This window comes from Bradyrhizobium sp. YCK136, from assembly GCF_044570075.1.
Classification (GTDB): domain Bacteria; phylum Pseudomonadota; class Alphaproteobacteria; order Rhizobiales; family Xanthobacteraceae; genus Bradyrhizobium; species Bradyrhizobium diazoefficiens.
Window position 1 is genome coordinate 5,978,106 of record NZ_CP172424.1, and the last position, 18,035, is coordinate 5,996,140.

17 protein-coding genes are annotated in these 18,035 nt (G+C 63.7%); 5 read left to right on the plus strand and 12 right to left on the minus strand.

Annotated features, from left to right (window positions below):
- A complete protein-coding gene (locus ACFLEY_RS29060; RefSeq protein WP_028171966.1) occupies window positions 1-2,508 on the minus strand; it encodes an alpha/beta hydrolase in 2,508 nt (835 codons plus the stop codon).
- 130 nt (window positions 2,509-2,638) lie between these two features.
- Between ACFLEY_RS29060 and ACFLEY_RS29065 the strand changes: the two genes are divergently transcribed.
- The 5 genes from ACFLEY_RS29065 to ACFLEY_RS29085 all read left to right on the plus strand — a co-directional run bounded on the left by ACFLEY_RS29065 (window position 2,639) and on the right by ACFLEY_RS29085 (window position 6,044).
- Window positions 2,639-3,565, plus strand: a complete 927-nt coding sequence (locus tag ACFLEY_RS29065; protein ID WP_060911406.1) for an alpha/beta fold hydrolase — start codon at window positions 2,639-2,641, stop codon at window positions 3,563-3,565.
- Window positions 3,562-4,152, plus strand: a complete 591-nt coding sequence (locus ACFLEY_RS29070) for a hypothetical protein (protein WP_028171968.1) — start codon at window positions 3,562-3,564, stop codon at window positions 4,150-4,152. The genes ACFLEY_RS29065 and ACFLEY_RS29070 overlap by 4 nt, the downstream gene beginning before the upstream one ends.
- A gap of 112 nt (window positions 4,153-4,264) precedes the next feature.
- Window positions 4,265-4,918, plus strand: a complete 654-nt coding sequence (locus ACFLEY_RS29075) for a CoA transferase subunit A (protein WP_011086246.1) — start codon at window positions 4,265-4,267, stop codon at window positions 4,916-4,918.
- Window positions 4,919-4,921: 3 nt separating this feature from the next.
- Window positions 4,922-5,572: a 3-oxoacid CoA-transferase subunit B gene (locus tag ACFLEY_RS29080; protein WP_211433527.1), complete on the plus strand. Its 651-nt coding sequence runs from the start codon at window positions 4,922-4,924 to the stop codon at window positions 5,570-5,572.
- 13 nt (window positions 5,573-5,585) lie between these two features.
- Window positions 5,586-6,044 (plus strand): MaoC family dehydratase, encoded by a 459-nt coding sequence (locus tag ACFLEY_RS29085; protein ID WP_011086244.1) that lies wholly within the window; start codon window positions 5,586-5,588, stop codon window positions 6,042-6,044.
- A 29-nt stretch (window positions 6,045-6,073) separates the two neighbouring features.
- Here ACFLEY_RS29085 and fabI read toward each other — a convergent pair whose 3' ends face one another.
- The 11 genes from fabI to ACFLEY_RS29140 all read right to left on the minus strand — a co-directional run bounded on the left by fabI (window position 6,074) and on the right by ACFLEY_RS29140 (window position 18,024).
- Window positions 6,074-6,862 carry an enoyl-ACP reductase FabI gene (fabI, locus tag ACFLEY_RS29090; RefSeq protein WP_060911404.1) on the minus strand — a complete coding sequence of 263 codons (789 nt, stop codon included), beginning with the start codon at window positions 6,860-6,862 and terminating at the stop codon, window positions 6,074-6,076.
- On the minus strand, window positions 6,859-8,073 hold the full coding sequence (locus ACFLEY_RS29095; RefSeq protein WP_060913024.1) for an acetate/propionate family kinase: 1,215 nt from the start codon (window positions 8,071-8,073) through the stop codon (window positions 6,859-6,861). The genes fabI and ACFLEY_RS29095 overlap by 4 nt, the downstream gene beginning before the upstream one ends.
- A gap of 5 nt (window positions 8,074-8,078) precedes the next feature.
- A complete protein-coding gene (locus ACFLEY_RS29100; RefSeq protein ID WP_060911403.1) occupies window positions 8,079-9,041 on the minus strand; it encodes a phosphate acetyltransferase in 963 nt (320 codons plus the stop codon).
- A 29-nt stretch (window positions 9,042-9,070) separates the two neighbouring features.
- A complete protein-coding gene (locus ACFLEY_RS29105) occupies window positions 9,071-11,290 on the minus strand; it encodes a DUF3141 domain-containing protein (RefSeq protein ID WP_060911402.1) in 2,220 nt (739 codons plus the stop codon).
- Between the two features lie 64 nt (window positions 11,291-11,354).
- Entirely contained in the window at window positions 11,355-12,446 is a 1,092-nt protein-coding gene (locus tag ACFLEY_RS29110) for an AI-2E family transporter (RefSeq protein WP_028171974.1), read from the minus strand.
- A gap of 152 nt (window positions 12,447-12,598) precedes the next feature.
- Complete coding sequence (locus tag ACFLEY_RS29115; protein ID WP_060911401.1) at window positions 12,599-14,098, minus strand: tripartite tricarboxylate transporter permease; 1,500 nt, start codon at window positions 14,096-14,098, stop codon at window positions 12,599-12,601.
- 12 nt (window positions 14,099-14,110) lie between these two features.
- A complete protein-coding gene (locus ACFLEY_RS29120; RefSeq protein WP_211433526.1) occupies window positions 14,111-14,578 on the minus strand; it encodes a tripartite tricarboxylate transporter TctB family protein in 468 nt (155 codons plus the stop codon).
- Window positions 14,575-15,390: a carboxymuconolactone decarboxylase family protein gene (locus tag ACFLEY_RS29125; RefSeq protein WP_060911400.1), complete on the minus strand. Its 816-nt coding sequence runs from the start codon at window positions 15,388-15,390 to the stop codon at window positions 14,575-14,577. Before ACFLEY_RS29125 ends, ACFLEY_RS29120 begins: the two co-directional genes overlap by 4 nt.
- Before the next feature lie 13 nt (window positions 15,391-15,403).
- Window positions 15,404-16,177 carry an SDR family NAD(P)-dependent oxidoreductase gene (locus ACFLEY_RS29130; protein ID WP_011086235.1) on the minus strand — a complete coding sequence of 258 codons (774 nt, stop codon included), beginning with the start codon at window positions 16,175-16,177 and terminating at the stop codon, window positions 15,404-15,406.
- An 11-nt stretch (window positions 16,178-16,188) separates the two neighbouring features.
- Window positions 16,189-17,217 (minus strand): acyl-CoA dehydrogenase family protein, encoded by a 1,029-nt coding sequence (locus tag ACFLEY_RS29135; protein ID WP_211433525.1) that lies wholly within the window; start codon window positions 17,215-17,217, stop codon window positions 16,189-16,191.
- Between the two features lie 36 nt (window positions 17,218-17,253).
- The gene (locus ACFLEY_RS29140) at window positions 17,254-18,024 is read right to left on the minus strand and encodes an SDR family NAD(P)-dependent oxidoreductase (RefSeq protein WP_060911398.1); all 771 of its coding nucleotides are present in this window, start codon (window positions 18,022-18,024) and stop codon (window positions 17,254-17,256) included.
- Between the last annotated feature and the right edge of the window lie 11 nt (window positions 18,025-18,035).

Sequence of the window (18,035 nt, forward strand, 5' to 3'; positions counted from 1 at the left end):
CTACTTGTTGAGACCGGCCGTCGGCGCCGCACCCGGCGGCGTCGGGGCGACCGGGATGGCCGATGCCACGGCGCCCTTGATCATGCGATCGGTGCCGAGCGGCGATGAGGTGTCGACCGTTCCCTTGGTGACGAAGTCCACGACGTCAGCGGAGTATTCCACCGGATTGTCCGTATGGATGAAGTGTCCGGTCTCCGGATAGATCTTGAGCATGGGCCGGTTGCCGGCGTTGGTCATACGCGTCATGAACGGCGTGATGACGTCGCGTCCGAGATCCGTCAGCCCGTTGAATGCGGGCGTCGGGATAAACGGCTCCTTATCGCCGAACGCCAGGAAGATCGGCGCCTTGATCTGGGTGACGCGCTCGTACAGGTTCTTCGGGTCATTCTGCTGCAGTTCCGCCCCGATCGTGTAGATGTCGAAGATGAAGATGTTGCACCACTGATCGAGCTCCTTCGGATTGCCCTTGGTGAGCCCGACGCGCTGCTCGGTGTGTAAGCGGGCGTATTCACTGTCGCTGAAGAAATAGCCGCTCTTGGCCGCCGACACCGCGCCGGTGTCAGCGTCACGCTTCTTGAAGTAGAAGAAGTCGCGGATGTTCTGCTCGCTGCGGGCCTTCTCCGCGGCCAGGATACCGGTCTGGTCCCAGACCTCCTTCCACTTGTCGAAGTCGCGGCCGAGGCCCTGCTCGAACAGCGGCGCCTTCTTGTCCTTGGCGATGGTGATCTCGCGCGGATATTCCTCGAGGCCTGACGGCGCCTCGAGCGCGAGGCCTTGCACCGCGTCGGGCCAGGTCAGGGCATAACCCACCACGAACTGACCGCCGAGTGAGTGGCCGTGATAATAGGCCTTCTTGACGCCAAGCTGATTGACCACGAGGTCATAGATCACCTCGCGCATGTCCTGCATGGTGCGTGCCGGACTTTTGTCGAGATTGCCGGGACCGGACATGCCGTAGTGCGGCAGGTCAGGCACGATCACGCGCAGGCCGCTGCGCAGGGCATACTGCATAACGTTGCCGTAGTGCCCACCGAACGCACCCTTGCCGTGGATGATGACGAGCACCTTCGGATCCCTGTCGGTGCCGGCATACTCATCCATGTAGCCGATCTGCCAGGTGGTGCCGCGCGCGTCCTTGGCATTGGCGTATTTGACCGGGTAGGGATAGGTCACAAAATCCTTCCAGAAGGATTTGTTCGGATCGATTTTCTCTGCAACGCCGGGTACGCGATAGTTCTTGTCAACGAATTTTTGCGCGCGATCGAGCGCCGCGACGTCGTCCATGAAGGCGACGAACTTCGGATCGTTCTTGCGCTGGTTGATGATCGGGAACACCCCGTAGTGTGCGACCGGACTCTCCTGGGCGATCAGGTCCGCGCCGGGCACGCGATCGACGGCCTTCTGCGCCAGCTTGAAGTTCAGCCAGAGATCGTTGGTGATGTGCATCACCAGCGTGCGCGCCTGGATGCGGCCGAGATAGGGATTGATGTTGTGGGTCTCGCCGACCCGGTTGCGCCAGACGAGGTCGACGGCGTCATAGAGCTTGGCGCGATTGACGACGTTCAAACCGGCTTTCTCGTTCGGGGAATCCCAGTAGAAGATCTCAGGCTGCACTGCGGCCCAGTTCTGGGTCGTGCGATAGGAAAAGTCGTAGCCCGTCATGCCCAGAATCGACCAGCCGAAGGCAACGCCCGGCACCGGATGCTTCTCCTTGGGCTGCTTGTAGTAGTCGCCCTTGGTCGCCTGCCAGACGGGATCGGACTCGATCGCAGCCGTCATCATCTGGAACGTCCAGTTGCCGACGGGGTCATCGCCGTCCGACTGCGTGGTGCCGCCGATCGGCATCAAGGCGCTCACATATTCCGGATGCATCACGCCCCAGACATAGGTCTGCGTGCCGCCCATCGAGACGCCGGCGACAAGTGCCACACGCGCAACCTTCAGCCCGTCGCGCAGCAGGCGGTAGTTGGCCTGGACCATGTCGTAGTAGCTGTACTGAGGAAACTTGATGCCGAGGCCGTCCGACGGCTTGCTGGCACCCCAAGTGCCCAGCGGATCGACCATGATGACGTAGTACTTGTCGGTATCGATTGGCCGGCTCGGACCGATGATCGGCACGCTGCCGGACAGCGGAGCACCGACGACCCACTGCTCGTACATGTCGGTGGAATCACCAGAATAGTAGGAATTGATCACGACCGCGTTGGTGATCTCGCCGGCGGCGTTGCGCCGCGCATTGCCGATCGCGATATAGGCGGTACGCAGCTTGCCGGCACCGAGTGATTCCAGGGTGACGCCGCCCTCCCCGCCATTCTCCCATTTGGAGGGATTGTTGAGGTCGTACTTGCCGCCAAGACGGAAGTTGGCGATCTCGTACGTCTTTTTCAACTCGTCATGCTTCACTTGCGAGGAGCGGCGAGTGAAGGGTTGTGCAACCGCGAGCGAGGTGCCGATCAGCAGCAAGAGCAGGCTGATGACGTATCGCCGAATGGCGTATCGGCCGATCATGGCGCGTTCCTCCGGTGATTTTGATCGAACGCTAGGAGCAGGGGCGACGCATCCATTGATATAACTCAACGGAATTCCGAAACTCCGGCGGAGGATATCTGCGCACCGAATTACCAGCCAGCTCGCGCAAATGCCCTTCCTCACCCACGGTCCGTACCGGATCCGCTACGAGCTCGACGGACCCGCTGGCGCGCCGGTCTATGTGCTGGTCAACGGGCTCACGCAATATGCCGAGCTTTGGAATGCCTATCGTGAGGCCTTGGTGGCGCGCCGCTTCCGCGTCGCGACTTTCGATCTGCTCGGCCAGGGCGCCTCCGACAAGCCGGCCCTTTTCATCAGCCAGGACGACCAGGTAACCGCGCTCCACCTGTTGATCGGCGAGCTCGGCGACGGCCCCATTTTCCTCAGCGGCATCAGCTTCGGCGGGCTGATTGCGCTGCGCTACGCCATCGAGCACGGCGAACGTCTCTCCGGCCTTGCGCCGATGAGCTGCTTTGCGGAGCTGTCGCCGCAGCTCCTTCTGCTCGGCAATGCGCTGCGAACCGGGCTGATCCTCGGCGGCACCGGCTATCTCCAGGATCTCCTGCTGCCGATGAACCTGTCCGATCACTGGCTGAAGCCGCTGCTCGACAAGCTCGACAGCGTCAAGCGGCAGGGCTGGCTGGTCAACGACCTGTACGCGCTTCAGAACCTGATGGAATCGTTCCTCGATTTCCAGCCATTGACGCCGCGCCTGTCCTCGATCGCCGTGCCGACAATGATCCTGAACGGCGAGTTCGACTTCCTGACGCCGCGGGCCTTGCACGAGACTCTGCGCGCCGAAATCCCGGATAGTTCGCTCGTGATCATTCCCAAGGCCTATCATGCCTTCACGCTCGAGAAGGGCGCGCTCACCGCCGACCTACTCGCGCGCTTTGCGGACGACGTGCTGGCCGGACGCTGGCAGGGCAACAAGGCCGTCTGGATTGCGCCGGAGGAAGCCGGCGGCGAGCTCACGCCATTTCCCGCCGGCTATGATCATTTGCGGGCCATCCCGGTTCGGGCAGCGCCGCCATGAGCAGATTTCTCGGACCGCTCGATTCCGAAGGCCGCGTGCCGTCGCACCAGCAGACACGCGTAGCCGCATTCCTGATCTCGGCGCACGGCGCCTTGGCGCGGCAGTTCGCAATGGCCTTGCCCATGCGCATCGAGGCTGCCTGGCAGACCGAGTTGAACGCGCAATTCTATCGGGAGTCCGAGATAGTCTCGCTCCTGCAGCGCACGGCCTCCTGGGTGCCCGACATCGCCTTGGGCTACATGGCGGCCTCCTGGGAAACGGCCTGGTTTCCCAAGCCGATCGAGGGGATAACCAATCTACCTTTGGCCCTACCGATCGATCTTGCGACGCTGGCCCACGCCGTTCACGCAGGAATCCGCCCGGCGGCCCTGCTGCCGCTAGGCGCCAATGCCGACGATCCCTTCGTGTCGGCATTGCGCCGCATCGAATTCGAGAGCGGCCGGCTGTTGCAGGCGCAAATTCTCTTCCTGAAAGGCGAGAGCCTCGTGCCGTTTCGAGACGCCGTCAACACGGCGCTTGAGCGGCGCCACGCGGAAGTCCGAAGACTATGGGCGGAAGTCCTTGAGAGCATCGGCATCACCACCTGACGTGGGGACGATGAGAAGCCTTGACGCAGATCAAAGGAGTGCGCCGACCGCGCGCCAACATCGTCTCACCGTCGCCTTCGTTTGATCGCCTTTGCTGACTGGAGTTCCCATCATGAGGGCCGTTTCCGTCGAAGAAGCCGTTGCGATGATCCCGTCCGGTGCGAGCATCATGGTCGGCGGCTTCATGGGCGTCGGAACGCCGGAGCGCCTGCTCGACGAGGTTGTGCGACAACACAAGACCGGTCTCTCGGTTATCAGCAACGACGCGGCGACGCCCGGAAAAGGTGTCGGCAAGCTGTTCGACGCGGCTCTCGTCTCGCGCCTCATTGCGACCCATATTGGCCTCAATCCGAAGGCGCAGCAGCAAATGCTGGCCAATCAGATCGCCGTCGATCTCATCCCGCAAGGCACCTTCGCCGAGCGCATTCGCGCAGGCGGGTGCGGCCTCGGCGGCGTGCTCACACCGACAGGTGTGGGCACCCTGGTCGCCGAAGGCAAGCGCCAGATCGAGATCGACGGCAGGCCGTTCCTGCTCGAGACCGCACTGCGGGCGCAGTTCGCTCTGGTCCACGCTTTCCTCGCCGACTATCTCGGCAACCTCTCCTACGCGCTCACGGCACGCAACTTCAATCCGGTCATGGCGATGGCGGCCGACACCGTGATCGTGACAGCGGAGCACATCGTGCCCGTCGGCGTCATCGCACCCGACCACGTGCTGACACCGGCGCCGCTCGTCGACTACCTCATTACGAACCCGAACGGGTGAAACATGGACGCACAGGAGATCATCGCCCGGCGCGTCGCGCAGGAGCTTCATTCCGGCGACCTCGTGAATCTGGGGATCGGCATCCCAACGCTGGTCGCCAACTACGTTTCGCTTGATCTCAAGGTGTTCTTTCAGTCGGAAAACGGTTTGATCGGCACCGGACCAATCCCCGAGCAGGGGTTGAGCCATCCCCTGCTGACGGACGCGGGCGGGCGCCCGATCAGTGCGCTGCCAGGTGCCAGCACGTTCGACAGCGCGATGTCGTTCGGGTTGATCCGCGGCGGCCATGTCGACGTCACCGTCCTTGGCGGCCTGCAAGTCGATGCGCAGGGCCACCTCGCCAACTGGATGATCCCCGGCAAGATGGTGCCGGGCATGGGTGGGGCCATGGATCTCGTCAGCGGCGCCAGGCGGGTCATCGTCGCCATGCAGCACGCGGCAAAGGGCAAGTCCAAGATCGTCGCCAAATGCTCTCTGCCCCTGACATCGGCGCGACCGGTGCACCTGGTCGTGACCGACATGGCGGTGATCGCGTTCCCCGACGGCAGGGCCACCCTGCTGGAGACCGCGCCCGGCATCAGTGTCGGCGAGGTCATGGCGGTGACGGACGCCGAACTTGTCGTACACGACAATATCCCGGAAATGAAGATCTGAGCAGGTGACCGACATGCGGATATTCAGCGACTTCAGCGAAATCAAATCTGCCGTCGGCACCGAGATCGGCGTCAGCGACTGGGTCGAGGTGACGCAGGATCGCATCAACCAGTTTGCCGAGGCGACCTGCGACCAGCAGTGGATCCATGTCGATCAGGAGCGCGCCAGGAAGGAATCGCCCGGCGGCACCACCATCGCCCACGGCCTGTTGTCGCTTGCACTTGCACCGCTCTTCATTCGATCGGTGATGGGCCTCAAGGGCTTACGCAACACCCTGAATTACGGCGCAGACCGGATAAGATATCTGGCACCGGTGCCAGCGGGCTCGAAGCTGCGCGGTCGTGTCACCGTCGCCGAGGCCGAGGACGTTCCACCCGACGGCCTGCGCGTGAACTACCATCTCGTGATCGAGATCGAAGGCGGCAAGAAGCCGGCCTGCGTCGCCGAGCTGATCGCACTGCACTATCGCTGAGCGGCGCACGAGGCGCCCGTCGTTTTCGTTCAGTCGATGATGTGATATCCACCGTCGATATAGAGCACGCCACCGGTGATCAGCTTGGCGCCGTCGAGTGCCAGAAACGCCGTGGCATTACCGACATCGTCGATGCTGACGAGGCTGCGCACCGGCGCCTTCGATTGAGCCTTGTCCATCAGCTCGTCGAACTCCGGGATGCCCGACGCCGCGCGGGTGGCGAGCGGTCCCGGCGAAATCGCGTGCACGCGGATGCCCTTCGGCCCCAATTCGGCGGCGGCATAGCGAACGGCTGCTTCAAGCGCCGCCTTGGCCACGCCCATGATGTTGTAGTTCTCCACGACCATCTGGCTGCCATAGTACGTCATGGTGAACATCGTGCCGCCGTTCTTCATCAGCGGCTCGGCGAGATGCGCCATGCGCAGGAACGACCAGCAGGAGACGTCCATCGTCTTCAGGAATCCGTCGCGGCCGACATCCACCACGCGGCCGTGCAGCGCCTCCTTCGGCGAGAAGGCGATCGAGTGCAGCAGGAAATCGAGCTGGCCCCATTCCCTCCCGATCCGCTCGAACACCGCCTCGGTCTGCCCCTCCACCATGACGTCGAGCGGCATGAAGATCGGCGCTTCCAGCGCCTGCGCGAGCGGTTCGACGTGCCTTCTGGCGCGGTCGTTCAGATAGGTGACGGCGAGTTCAGCCCCGAGCCCACGAAACGCCCTGGCGCATCCCCAGGCGATGGACTGGTCGTTGGCGACACCGACGATGAGGCCTTTTTTCCCCTTCAGGGCAACCTTGGTATCCGGGAACACGGGAATCATGACACCCTCTCTTGTCTGGGGTTGGTCGATGGCGCGTTGACCAGCAGCGCCAGCGTGTGCTGTGCGATCATCAGTTCCTCGTCGGTCGGCACGACATAGACGGGAATGAGACTGTCGGGACGCGATATCAGCCGCGCGTTGCGGGAATTCTCGGTCGGATCCAGCTTGACACCGAACCAACCGAGCTGCTCGGCCACGCGGGCGCGTATGCTCGCGGAATTCTCGCCGATGCCGGCGGTGAAAACGAAGGCATCCAGGCCCTGCAACGCAGCAGCAAGCATGCCGGCGTTGAGGCCGATCCGATACACGAAATAGTCGATCGCCAGTTTCGCCTTGGCATCCTGGCTGGCCTCGAGCTCCCGCATATCGTTGCTGACGCCGGACAGTCCCTTCAGTCCACAGTCGCGATAGAGGAAGTTCTGCACGTTCGATGCCGACATTCCCCTTTCCGAGATCAGATAGAGCACGACCCCGGGATCGATCTGGCCGGGGCGCGTTCCCATCGGAAGCCCGTCCAGCGCCGTGAAGCCCATGGTACTTTCGACGCTCTGTCCTCCCTTCAGCGCGCACATCGAGGCGCCGCTACCGAGATGGGCGACGATCACCCTGCCCTTCGCAACGCCGGGCGCGGTCTGCGGCAGGGTCTTCGCGATGTATTCGTAGGACAGCCCGTGAAAACCGTAGCGCCGCACGCCCTCGGCGTGAAGCTGATGCGGGATCGCATAGTGATCTGCAACTGCACTATGCGTGCGGTGAAAGGCGGTGTCGAAGCAGGCGACCTGCGGCAAGGTCGGGAAGCCCGCGAGGATCGAGCGGATCGGCGACAGGTTGTGCGGTTGATGCAGCGGTGCGAGGCTGACGAACCGTTCCAGGCGGGCGACGACGCCGTGGTCGATCAGCACCGGCCGGTCATACTCGGGACCGCCATGCACGACACGATGTCCGACGGCGATGGGGTGAATACGAAGCTCGTCCCGCAACCATTCCCCGGCGACGCCCATCGCGGCCGGAACATCGGGGACCGTCTCGATCGGGTAGGCGCGGTCGGCGAGCGGATCGCCATTCGCGCCGCTCGCCCTCAACCGTGGGCGGCTGCCGATGCCGTCCATCTGGCCCTTGAGCTGCCGCCGCAGCCTGCCCTCTCCCTCGACCGAAAAGACCTGGAACTTGACGCTCGAGGAGCCCGCGTTGACGACGAGGATCGTATCCATGATGGTCACGCAGCAACTGTCGGGGCGTGTTGACGCCGGGCATTGGCATAGAGCGACGCCACCGCGCAGGATGCCATGCGCGCCCGCGGCGAGTCCGCCCGTGACGTCAGCACGACGGGCACCCGGGCGCCGAGCACGATGCCGGCGCCGTCGGCCTCGGCAAAGTAGGCCAGATTTTTCGCCAGCATATTGCCCGATTCGAGGTCGGGAACGACGAGGATCTGAGCCCGGCCGGCGACCTCGGACTTGATGCCCTTGATGCGCGCGGCTTCGGGATCAATGGCATTGTCGAACGCGAGCGGGCCGTCGAGCACGCCGCCGGTGATCTGCCCGCGATCAGCCATCTTGCAGAGCGCGGCCGCCTCGATCGTCGAGGGAATCTTGGACGTCACGGTCTCCACCGCCGAAAGGATTGCCACCCGCGGCGTCTTGCCGAATCCGGCCTCGTTGTAGAGATCGATGGCGTTCTGGATGATGTCGCGCTTGGCGTCGAGATCGGGAAAGATGTTGATCGCGGCATCCGTCACAAGCAGGGTTTCGGCATAGGCGGGCACGTCCATCACGAACACATGGCTGATACGGCGTTCGGTGCGCAGGCCGCCGACTTTTGCGGTCACCGCGCGCATCAACTCGTCGGTGTGAAGACTGCCCTTCATGAGCATTTCGCCCTTGGCTGCGTGGATCAGCTCGACACCTTTGGCGGCTGCCTCTTCGCTATGTGCGGCGTTGACGATCTCGAAGCCGGAGATGTCGAGGCCACACCTGCGCGCGAGATCGCCGATCTTGCTCGCGGGCCCGACCAGAATCGGCCGGATGATGCCGGCCTCAGCACTCTCAACGGCGCCGCGCAGCGAGGTTTCATCGCAAGGATGCACCACGACAGTCGGAACCGGCGGCACCGCCTTTGCTGCCGCAATCAACCGGTCATACTTGCTGGGAGACTGCGTTTGCCTTCCTTCGGTTGACATGATCTCGCTCCCAATCCCTCCAGACAGACCTACGATGCCTTCGCCTTTGGATCGAAAGGGGCGACGTTCGATTCCCCTTCACCTGTATCGACGCCGAACAACGTGGCGACGCGCCGCAGGCGACTTGCGCGTTCCCCCGCGATCTCGTTGCTTGCGGAGAGCACCTCGCGTATCGCCGCGAAGGCCGCACGCCGCTGGTTGACATCCTCGGGCAACAGCTTCTGAATGGCTGCCAAGGCACCTTCCCGATCGATCAGCAGCATGAAGAACTGCTCGCGGACCAGCATCTTGAACTTCGGAAGCGTCATTCGCTGTCCACTGTAGTCGCGACGGATCCGGCGCAGCGCCTCAATGCTACGCTCATCAACCATTCCCCGCGCCGACCCGATGTAAAGCAGACTGCGAATGGCCGCCTCGCGCAGGCCGCCCTCGCCGATCCCGGATTTCAGCTGCGCGACCCGCTTCTCCAGCATGGCGCGATGCTCGGCTGACATTTCGCGCCGGCGCGACGGCTCGGACTTCGGATCGATCCCGAGCGCAGTCTGCACCGCTGGCGAGCCATAGAGGTTGAGAAAGATCGCTTCGCTCAATGCCTCCTGTGCGTCACGCCAGCTGTCGAGTGCGTGAACGATCTGCTTGGACATCTGCTCCTGAAACGCAAGGAACGGATTGTCTTGGGCGACCGGCCTGCGATTGTCCTCGATGTCCTCCGCGGCCGACTTCACCGCCGTCATCCACGGATTTTGGCTGCTGAGCGCCTCGTACTGCAGCCGCAGGGGATGCAGGTTGCGCATCGTCTCTGCCATCTGCGGCGTGACCAGCGTCTTGATCCAGGGCTGCACGAACTTCTGGTAGGCGGCAAGGTTAAGCTCCGAGACGCGTTTGGCGGCAGCGAAGCGCCGCTCGTCCTCGGGCGAATTGCCACCCATGGCGCGGATGTCGTCGAGCGTCCGCGCCTCGCAGCGCATCACCCACTGGCCGACCACGAGATCGGAACTCGTTGTCTCCTCACCCTTGGCCTCGAATGTCGCCTCATAGAGCCCCGGCGGCAGCACGTCGATCAGGTCGATGTTACTCGAGAACTCAGCGTGCTCTTTCTTGGCGACGCCGCCGGACACGAAGATACCGAGATGCCCAATGCTCTTGTGGACGGTATAGACGATCGTCTGCCCATAGGCCCTGATCTCATCGACGTCCGCATAGCAATCCAGAATCCAGTCCAGCGCCTGTTGCGGCGGCGTGACGTTGTCGCCCTCCGAGCAGAACACCACGATCGGCGACTGAATATTGCGCAAATCCACCCTGCGGCCGTCGGACATCTCGATCTTGCCGGCGGCGAGATTATTGCCGATGAAGAGCTCGTCGACGATGAACTGGATTTCCTCGGCATTCAGGTTGACATGCCCGCCCCACCATCGCTCGAACTCGAGATAGCGGTTCGCCTCGGTATCGACCTTGGAATAGACGTTGTACTGCTTGGTCCACAGGGTGTTCGATGGATTCTGGTTCTCGAAGTTCTGCACCAGCCAGGCACCGTCGAACTTTCCGGCGCCGAGATCGCTGGTCAGCGCGGTGAGCCAGCTTCCACCCAAAAGGCCGCCGGAATAACGCATCGGATACTTGCCGTGCACGCCCGCCCAATAGGCAAGCGGCGCCCCCGCGATGATCAGCGGCCCGAACAGTTCCGGCCGCAGTGACGCCAGGATCATGACGGCCCAGCCGGCCTGACAATTGCCGATCACGCAAGGCTTTCCGTCCGCGTCCGGATGACGGCTGATGACCTTTTCGATGAAAATGGCTTCGGCGCGCGCGATGCGTTCGATGGTCTGACCGGGCATCGGCTCCGGCAGGAAGCCGATGAAGTAACAGGGATGCCCGGCCTTCATCGCGACGCCGATCTCGCTATCGGCCTTGAAGCCACCGATGCCCGGGCCATGGCCCGCGCGCGGATCGATCACGACAAACGGCCGTCGCTTGAGATCAATCTCCACGTCCTTGGGCGGGATGATACGGACCAGCGCGTAGTTGACCGGCTCGTCCAGCTTGCGGCCGTCCATAATCAGTTCCGCAGCGTATTGCAGGACATGCGGCGCCGTCTGTGCAACGTGCTCCCGGTATTGATCGCCGCGCTGGCGCATGATGTCCAGGAACAGCACACTCCGCTGGCTCGCGTCGACCATGTATTCCACGGCCGAAGCGACAAGTCCGGACAAGGGGCCGCCCGGCAGGTTGGGATTTTCCATTGACATGTTCCGACCTCGTCGTCGCGCGACGCCATCCAAGGCGCTCCGAGGCGTCCGACATTGATTTAGGTCAACGGTCGATGGTCGCCTGCGACGCCGCGCTGGCGCGATCGGTCCTGATCCAGGCCACGGTGAGCTCCCAAGCCACCGACAGGACAATAGGTCCGATGAAAAGGCCGACTATTCCGTGGCCCAGCGTTCCGCCGATCACGCCGATCAGGATGACGAGCGCCGGCGTCGTCAGGCCGCGTCCCATCACCAACGGTTTCAGTATGTTGTCGAGAATGCTGACGATTCCGAGGAACAATGTCAGCAGCACTGCGACAGTGACATCCTTGTCGGTCCAGATCCAGATCATCACGGGGAGCATGATGATGGCTCCGCCGATCTGCACGATGGAGAGCAACAGCACCAGGAGCGCAAGCAAGCCGGCGATCGGAATGCCCGCCAACTTGAAGCCGATACCGGCCAGCAGCGCCTGAACGACGGCGATGCCGATCACACCTTGGGCTACCGCACGGATGGTCGCGCCCGCGAGATCCAGGAAGTGCTCGCTCTGCTCGGGCACGATCCGCGACAGGAAGCTCCTGCCCGCCGCCACGAGCTGCGGTCCATAGGGAAACAGGCAGCCGGCGACGACGACTGACAGCAGGAACTTGATGGTGCCCACACCGGCATCGCCCGCGATGCCAAGGAGCGTACCCGCGAACGGCTTCAGATACGGCGCAATCCGTTGCACGACCGAACGGAGATTGGTCGAGGCTTGATCCCAGAACTCGTAGAGCGGCGTTCCGATCAGCGGCCAGGTCTTGATCGCTGCGGGCGGTGAAGGGATGACCAGATCGCCCGCGGCCAGTTCACCGGCGAAGTCCCTGATCCCGTCCACCGCACCGAGACCTAGCCAAGCCGCCGGCCCGATGACAATGGCGAGATTAATCGCGGTGAGAAGCCCCGCCGCGAGTTTCGCCCTGCCTCCCAGGATTTTGGCGAGCACGAGGAAGATCGGATTGAACGCAACTGCGAGCACGAGGGCCCAGACCAGAATCGTAACGAACGGGCGGATCAGATACAAAGTCCAGAAGATCAACAGAGCGAGCAATCCGAGCCTGATCACGAGCTGGATCACGTCCTCTCCGGTGAGAAGCTGGCGAAGTGTCTTCAAGGCCGTGTCCAGATCTAGTCCAAAGGCAGCGTAGTCGGCGCTTTAGCGTTGCGATCTTGATCTGGATCAAGTACCCGAGCGGATACGGCGATCTGATCGGCTGACGTCGGGCATGATCAGGGCGAACCTGCCTGCATGGGAATCGCGGTGTATCAATACTGGAGCGCTTCCTCTCGCCGCGCCCGGATCGTCGGCAACATGATCAGGAGGATCGCGATGGCGGCCGCGGCCAGCAGGCTCGCCGAGAGCGGCGAAGTCAGCAGCACGGTGGCGTCGCCGCGCGAGAGCACCATGGCGCGGCGGAAATTCTCCTCGATGGCCGGACCCAGAACCAGGCCCAACAGCAGCGGCGCCGCCGGAAGTTGCAGCTTGATCAGAACGTAGCCGAACACACAGAACACGGCCGCCTCGTAGACCTCGAACGTTCCGCTGTTGATGGAATAGACGCCGATCGAGCAGAACACCATGATCGCGGGAAACAGATAGCGGTAGGGAATGGTGAGCAGCTTCACCCACAGCCCGACGAGCGGAAGATTGAGGATCAGCAGCATCAGATTGCCGACCCACATCGAGACGATCAGGCCCCAGAACAGGGTCGGATTCTTCGTCATCACCTCCGGACCCGGGTGGATGTTGTGAATGTTCATGGCGCCCACCATCAGGGCCATCACGACATTGGAGGGAACCCCGAGCGTCAGCAGCGGAATGAACGAGGTCTGGGCGCCGGCGTTGTTCGCGGACTCCGGGCCTGCAACGCCCTCGATGGCGCCCTTGCCGAACTGCTCGGGATGTCGCGACAGCTTCTTCTCCAGCGTATAGGACGCGAAGGACGAGAGCACGGCGCCGCCGCCGGGCAGGACTCCCAGCAGCGTCCCCAGCGCCGTGCCGCGCAGCATCGCCGGCACCATCCGACGGAAGTCGTCGCGCGTCGGAAACAGATTGGTGATCTTCTGGGTGACCAGCGACAGCTTGTCGTCCTGCTCGAGATTCTCGACGATCTCGGCGAAGCCGAAGATGCCCATCGCCAGCGGCACGAAATCGAGACCGTCGAAGAGCTGGGGAACGCCGAAGGCAAAACGCTGGCTGCCGCTGTTCAGGTCGGTGCCGACGAGGCTCAGGAGCATGCCGAGCACGACCATGCCGATGCCCTCGATGAACGGCCCGCTCGACAGCACCGAGGCGAGGATCAGCCCCAGGATCATGAGCGCGAAGAATTCCTTCGGGCCGAACAGCAAGGCGGTCGTGGTCAGCGGGCCCGCAAGGGCCGCCAAGGCGAGCGTTGCCACGCATCCGGCGAAGAACGAGCCGATGGCAGCGGTCGCGAGCGCCACGCCGGCGCGCCCCTGCTTCGCCATCTGGTAGCCGTCGATCGTGGTCACGACCGACGAAGACTCCCCAGGCAGATTGACCACGATCGCCGTGGTCGAGCCGCCATACTGCGCGCCGTAATAGATCCCGGCGAGCATGATCAGCGCGGCGTCCGGTTGCAGCGCATAGGTGATCGGCAGCAGCATCGCGATGGTCGCGAGCGGGCCGAGGCCGGGAAGCACGCCGATCAAGGTGCCGAGCAGGCAGCCGAGGAAGGCATAGAGCAGGTTGGCGGGCTGGGCTGCCGTCGCAAAGCCAATCGCCAGATTGTGGAAGAGATCCATCGATCGGCTCGTTCAGTTGAGGAGAGACGGCCAGACGGGCAGTTGCAGCCCGAGACCGTAGACGAATACGGCCAGACACAGCGCGATGAGCACCGCAGCGTTTGTCAGCGCGCCCATCCAGGTGAACTCGGGGCTGGCCCGGCTCGACACCATGATCAGGACGAAGAGGGCGCCGACCAGACCGAGCGGAAACAGCAAGGCGCCGAACAGGATCACGGATCCGGTGATCCAGGCGAGCCCCTTGAGATCCCAATTGCGCAGCGCCTGCCCGTCCGCGGCCGGCTTCATGGCACTGAGGATCACGACCAGACCGATGGCCGCGAGCACGATTGCGAGCAGGCGCGGGAAATAGCCCGGCCCCATTCGCGCGGCTGTCCCCGCGGGATAGTTCAGCGCCGCCACGAAGAATAAGACCGCAAATGTGAGGAACAGAGCGCCAGACGCGAACGCCCTGTGATTGCGGATCGCCAATCCCTTCACTTCCGTCCTCCTCCCTCTCCCGGTCCCTTGCTCTCCTCGCCGGCACCGGCCTTCGAGGAACGCTCGTCGAGGGCTTCCATCAGAACCGGTACGCCGATCGCGCAGGCATGGACGCCAAGATGTGCAGTCATCTGGAGAACCTGAAGGATCTCCCGCTGGCCGATGCCGAGCCGCAAAGCCCGCCTGATCTGCACCCGCAGTCCATGCGGATTGAGTGCCGTGAAGCAGGCGTTCAATGCGAGCGAGATCAGACATTGCGAGCACTGGTCGAGACCATCCCCGGTCTGCCCGCCCGCGAGGAGATCCAGCAAGACGGCGAAATAGCCGGGATCGCCCCGCAGCCATTGCTCGCAGAAATCGGGCCAATCCCCGAATTGCGCCACATAGGCATCCCGCAGCGCCGTCTGCTCATGCGTCAGTTCGGGATGACCGACCTGAAGCCCCGCGCTCGCCAATTCCTCGGCTAGGATGCCGATGCCGAGATTGCAGCCATCGAGCCCCTGAACCGTCGCGAGGCGAAACACGTCGATGATCTCCCGCGCCGACGCCCCCTCCTGAAGTGCAAGGCGAAGATGCAGCGCGAGGCCGGATCGGAACAGGTGCGTCGCCGATCCGTCGAGCGCGACGTAGATCAGCTCGCGCATCTTGGGCGACAGCGGTCCCTTCTCTGCGGCATAACCCGCATATTTTCCGTATGCGTCGAGAAACGCCGGATCGAGCCGCAGCAGCCCCTCCGTCCAGGGCCGCCAATAGCCCCGCGCCTTGACGTAGGCATCTTTCAGAACCTGCTGTTCCGGCGTCAGATCGGACATCGTAATGGTCCCGTCAGGCAATGTTCGTCAGGGTGATGCCGCCGTCGACGGTGAGCACCTGCGCCGAGATGAAGCCGCTCTCGTCACCGGCGAGGAAGCAGATGGCCTTGGCGATATCGTCGACCGTGCCGAGCCGCCCCAGCGGCGTTCTCGCGACGCGGCGTGCATCGAGTTCGGCGTTACGATTGCGCATCGTTCCTTCGGTCGGAATCGCCGAGGGCGCCACGGCGTTGACGCGGATGTTGCGCGCACCGAGCTCGGCTGCGGCAGCGCGCGTGATGCCCATGACGCCCGCCTTGATGCCGCTGTAGACGATGCTGTTCTTCGCCGAGATCAGGCCGGCCACCGAAGCGACGTTGACGATCGCGCCGCCGCGTTCCGCATCCATGACCTCGGCGGCGGCCTGGATACCCCACATCACCGCCTTGAAACCGATGTTGAGCATGCGTTCGACAGTCTCCGGCGCGATGTCCGCGACCGACTGATAGCGGACCCAGGCCGCGTTGTTGACGAGGATGTCGAAACGCCCCTGCTGCTCCGCCAATCCAAGCACCGCCTGCCGCATGCCGTCGCGGCTCGACACGTCCTGCGTGACGGCTACGGCCTTGCCGCCGGCCGCCTTGATCGCGTCCACCGTGCCATCGACGAATTCCGGCTTCAGGTCGTTGACACCGACGATCGCACCGCGTCCGGCGAGCCGAAGCGCAGTCGCACGGCCGATGCCGTTTCCGGCGCCGGTGACAAGTGCGACGCGCCCCGCGAGCGTCTGATCCCTGGTCTCGGTCATGGTCGTCTCCTTCATGCTTCCGCCTCGGCGAACGGTGCAATTTCCGATACGTAACGGCGGCCGAACGTGCTGATCAGACCGCTGGCATCGCCCTGGGCCTGAAGCGTACGGATGCGGCGCAGATGGCGATGCACCGGCACATCCCATGTGAAGCCCATGCCGCCGTGAATCTGTAGCGCGCCCTCGCTGATCGAGCTGCCATAGGTCGCTGCAGCCAGGAACGCCGCATCGCGCTGGACCGGACCGCCGCCCTCGGACAGGCTGCGCGTGATCGCATGACGGATGCTTTCGAGCCCGAGCTTCTGGCGCGCCAAGGCATGGCGGATGGCCTGATTGTAGGACAGGGCGTGGCCGAACTGGCGGCGCGTCGACGCATGTTCCTGCGCGAGCGCCAGGCATGCTTCGGCCGATCCCAGGATAGCGGCGGCGCGGAGCACGTTGGCGTCCGAGTTGAGCAAATCCCATGTGCCAGCTGGCAGGACGGAGCCGATCGGGACTTCAACTTTCTGGAGCCGCACCACATGCTCCGGCACGGTCAGATCGAGGCCGGCCGCTTCCTCCACCAGAACGCCTTCGGCATCAGTCGGGATCAATGCAGCGGTGCCCGCGTTCATCCGTACCAGGATGTAGTCGACCTTCGCCGCGCAGGCCGCGCGCGCGACCGTGCCGCTCAGCACCTGCAACCCGCCTTCCCGTTCGGCGAAGGCCTCACCCTGCCAGGCGACCGTCGCCAATGTCTCGCCGGAAACGATCGCGGCGGCAAGACGCGTCAGCGACGACTGCAGCAGGCGACCGACGAGGATGGTCTCCAGGAGCGGAAATCCGAGCAATCCCGCATGAGCGGCCGCGATCACCGGCACCGCAAAGCCGAGCGGCAGGGCCAGTCCCCCCACCTCCTCATCCGCGATGACGCCGAGCAGACCGTCACCGGCGAGATTTTGCGCCTGTTCGCGTACAGCCAAGCCTGCACATGCGGTCACGGCGCGTGCCGCGGTTGCCGCGAACTCGTCGGGCTGAAGTCCTTCGGCCATGGTCATCATTGTCCTCTTCGAAAACTGCGCGACTACAATTGCTCACTAGGCAAGATACCCGCCGTCGACGGGCAGGATGACGCCGTTAACATAGGACGCCATCGCCGAGGCCAGAAAGATCACGGGCGCTGCGATCTCTTCGGGCTGTCCCACGCGCTTCAACGGCGTGCGCGCCATCAGGCCGGACAGCCTCGCCGGATTCTCGCGGGTGCTCTCGCTCATTCCGGTCGCGATGATGCCGGGCGCGACGGCGTTGACCCGGATGCCATCAGCCGCGAGATCGCGGGCAAGCGCCTGCGTGAACAGCCTCACCGCACCCTTGGACGATGAATAGCCGAGCGTACCACCCATGCCACCGAAGGCCGCGACCGAGGCAACGTTGATGATGGTTCCCCGCGATTTGCGCAGCGCGGGAATGAACGCATGAACCACGTTGAAGGTGCCGTTGACGTTGACGTCGAACACCTGCCGCCAATTCTCGTGAGCGCGCGGGCTGTCGATCGGCTCGCGGATGATGATCCCGGCGTTGTTGACGACGACGTCGGCGAGGCCAAGCTCCTCGTCGACCCGCCTGGCCACCTCGCCGCAGGCCAAAGCATCAGTCACGTCGAGCGAACAGCCGATTGCCTCCTTGCCTCCATCCCGTATCTCGCGCGCAACGGAATCTGCCCGGTCCTGCCGCAGATCGGTCACGACGACCCTTGCCCCGGCAGCGGCCGCGCCCAACGCGATGGCGCGCCCGATCCCTTGGCCCGCTCCCGTCACCACGACGAGACGATCCTTCAACAAGCCCGCCTGCCCCCGTCCGTCGGACATCACCGGCTCCC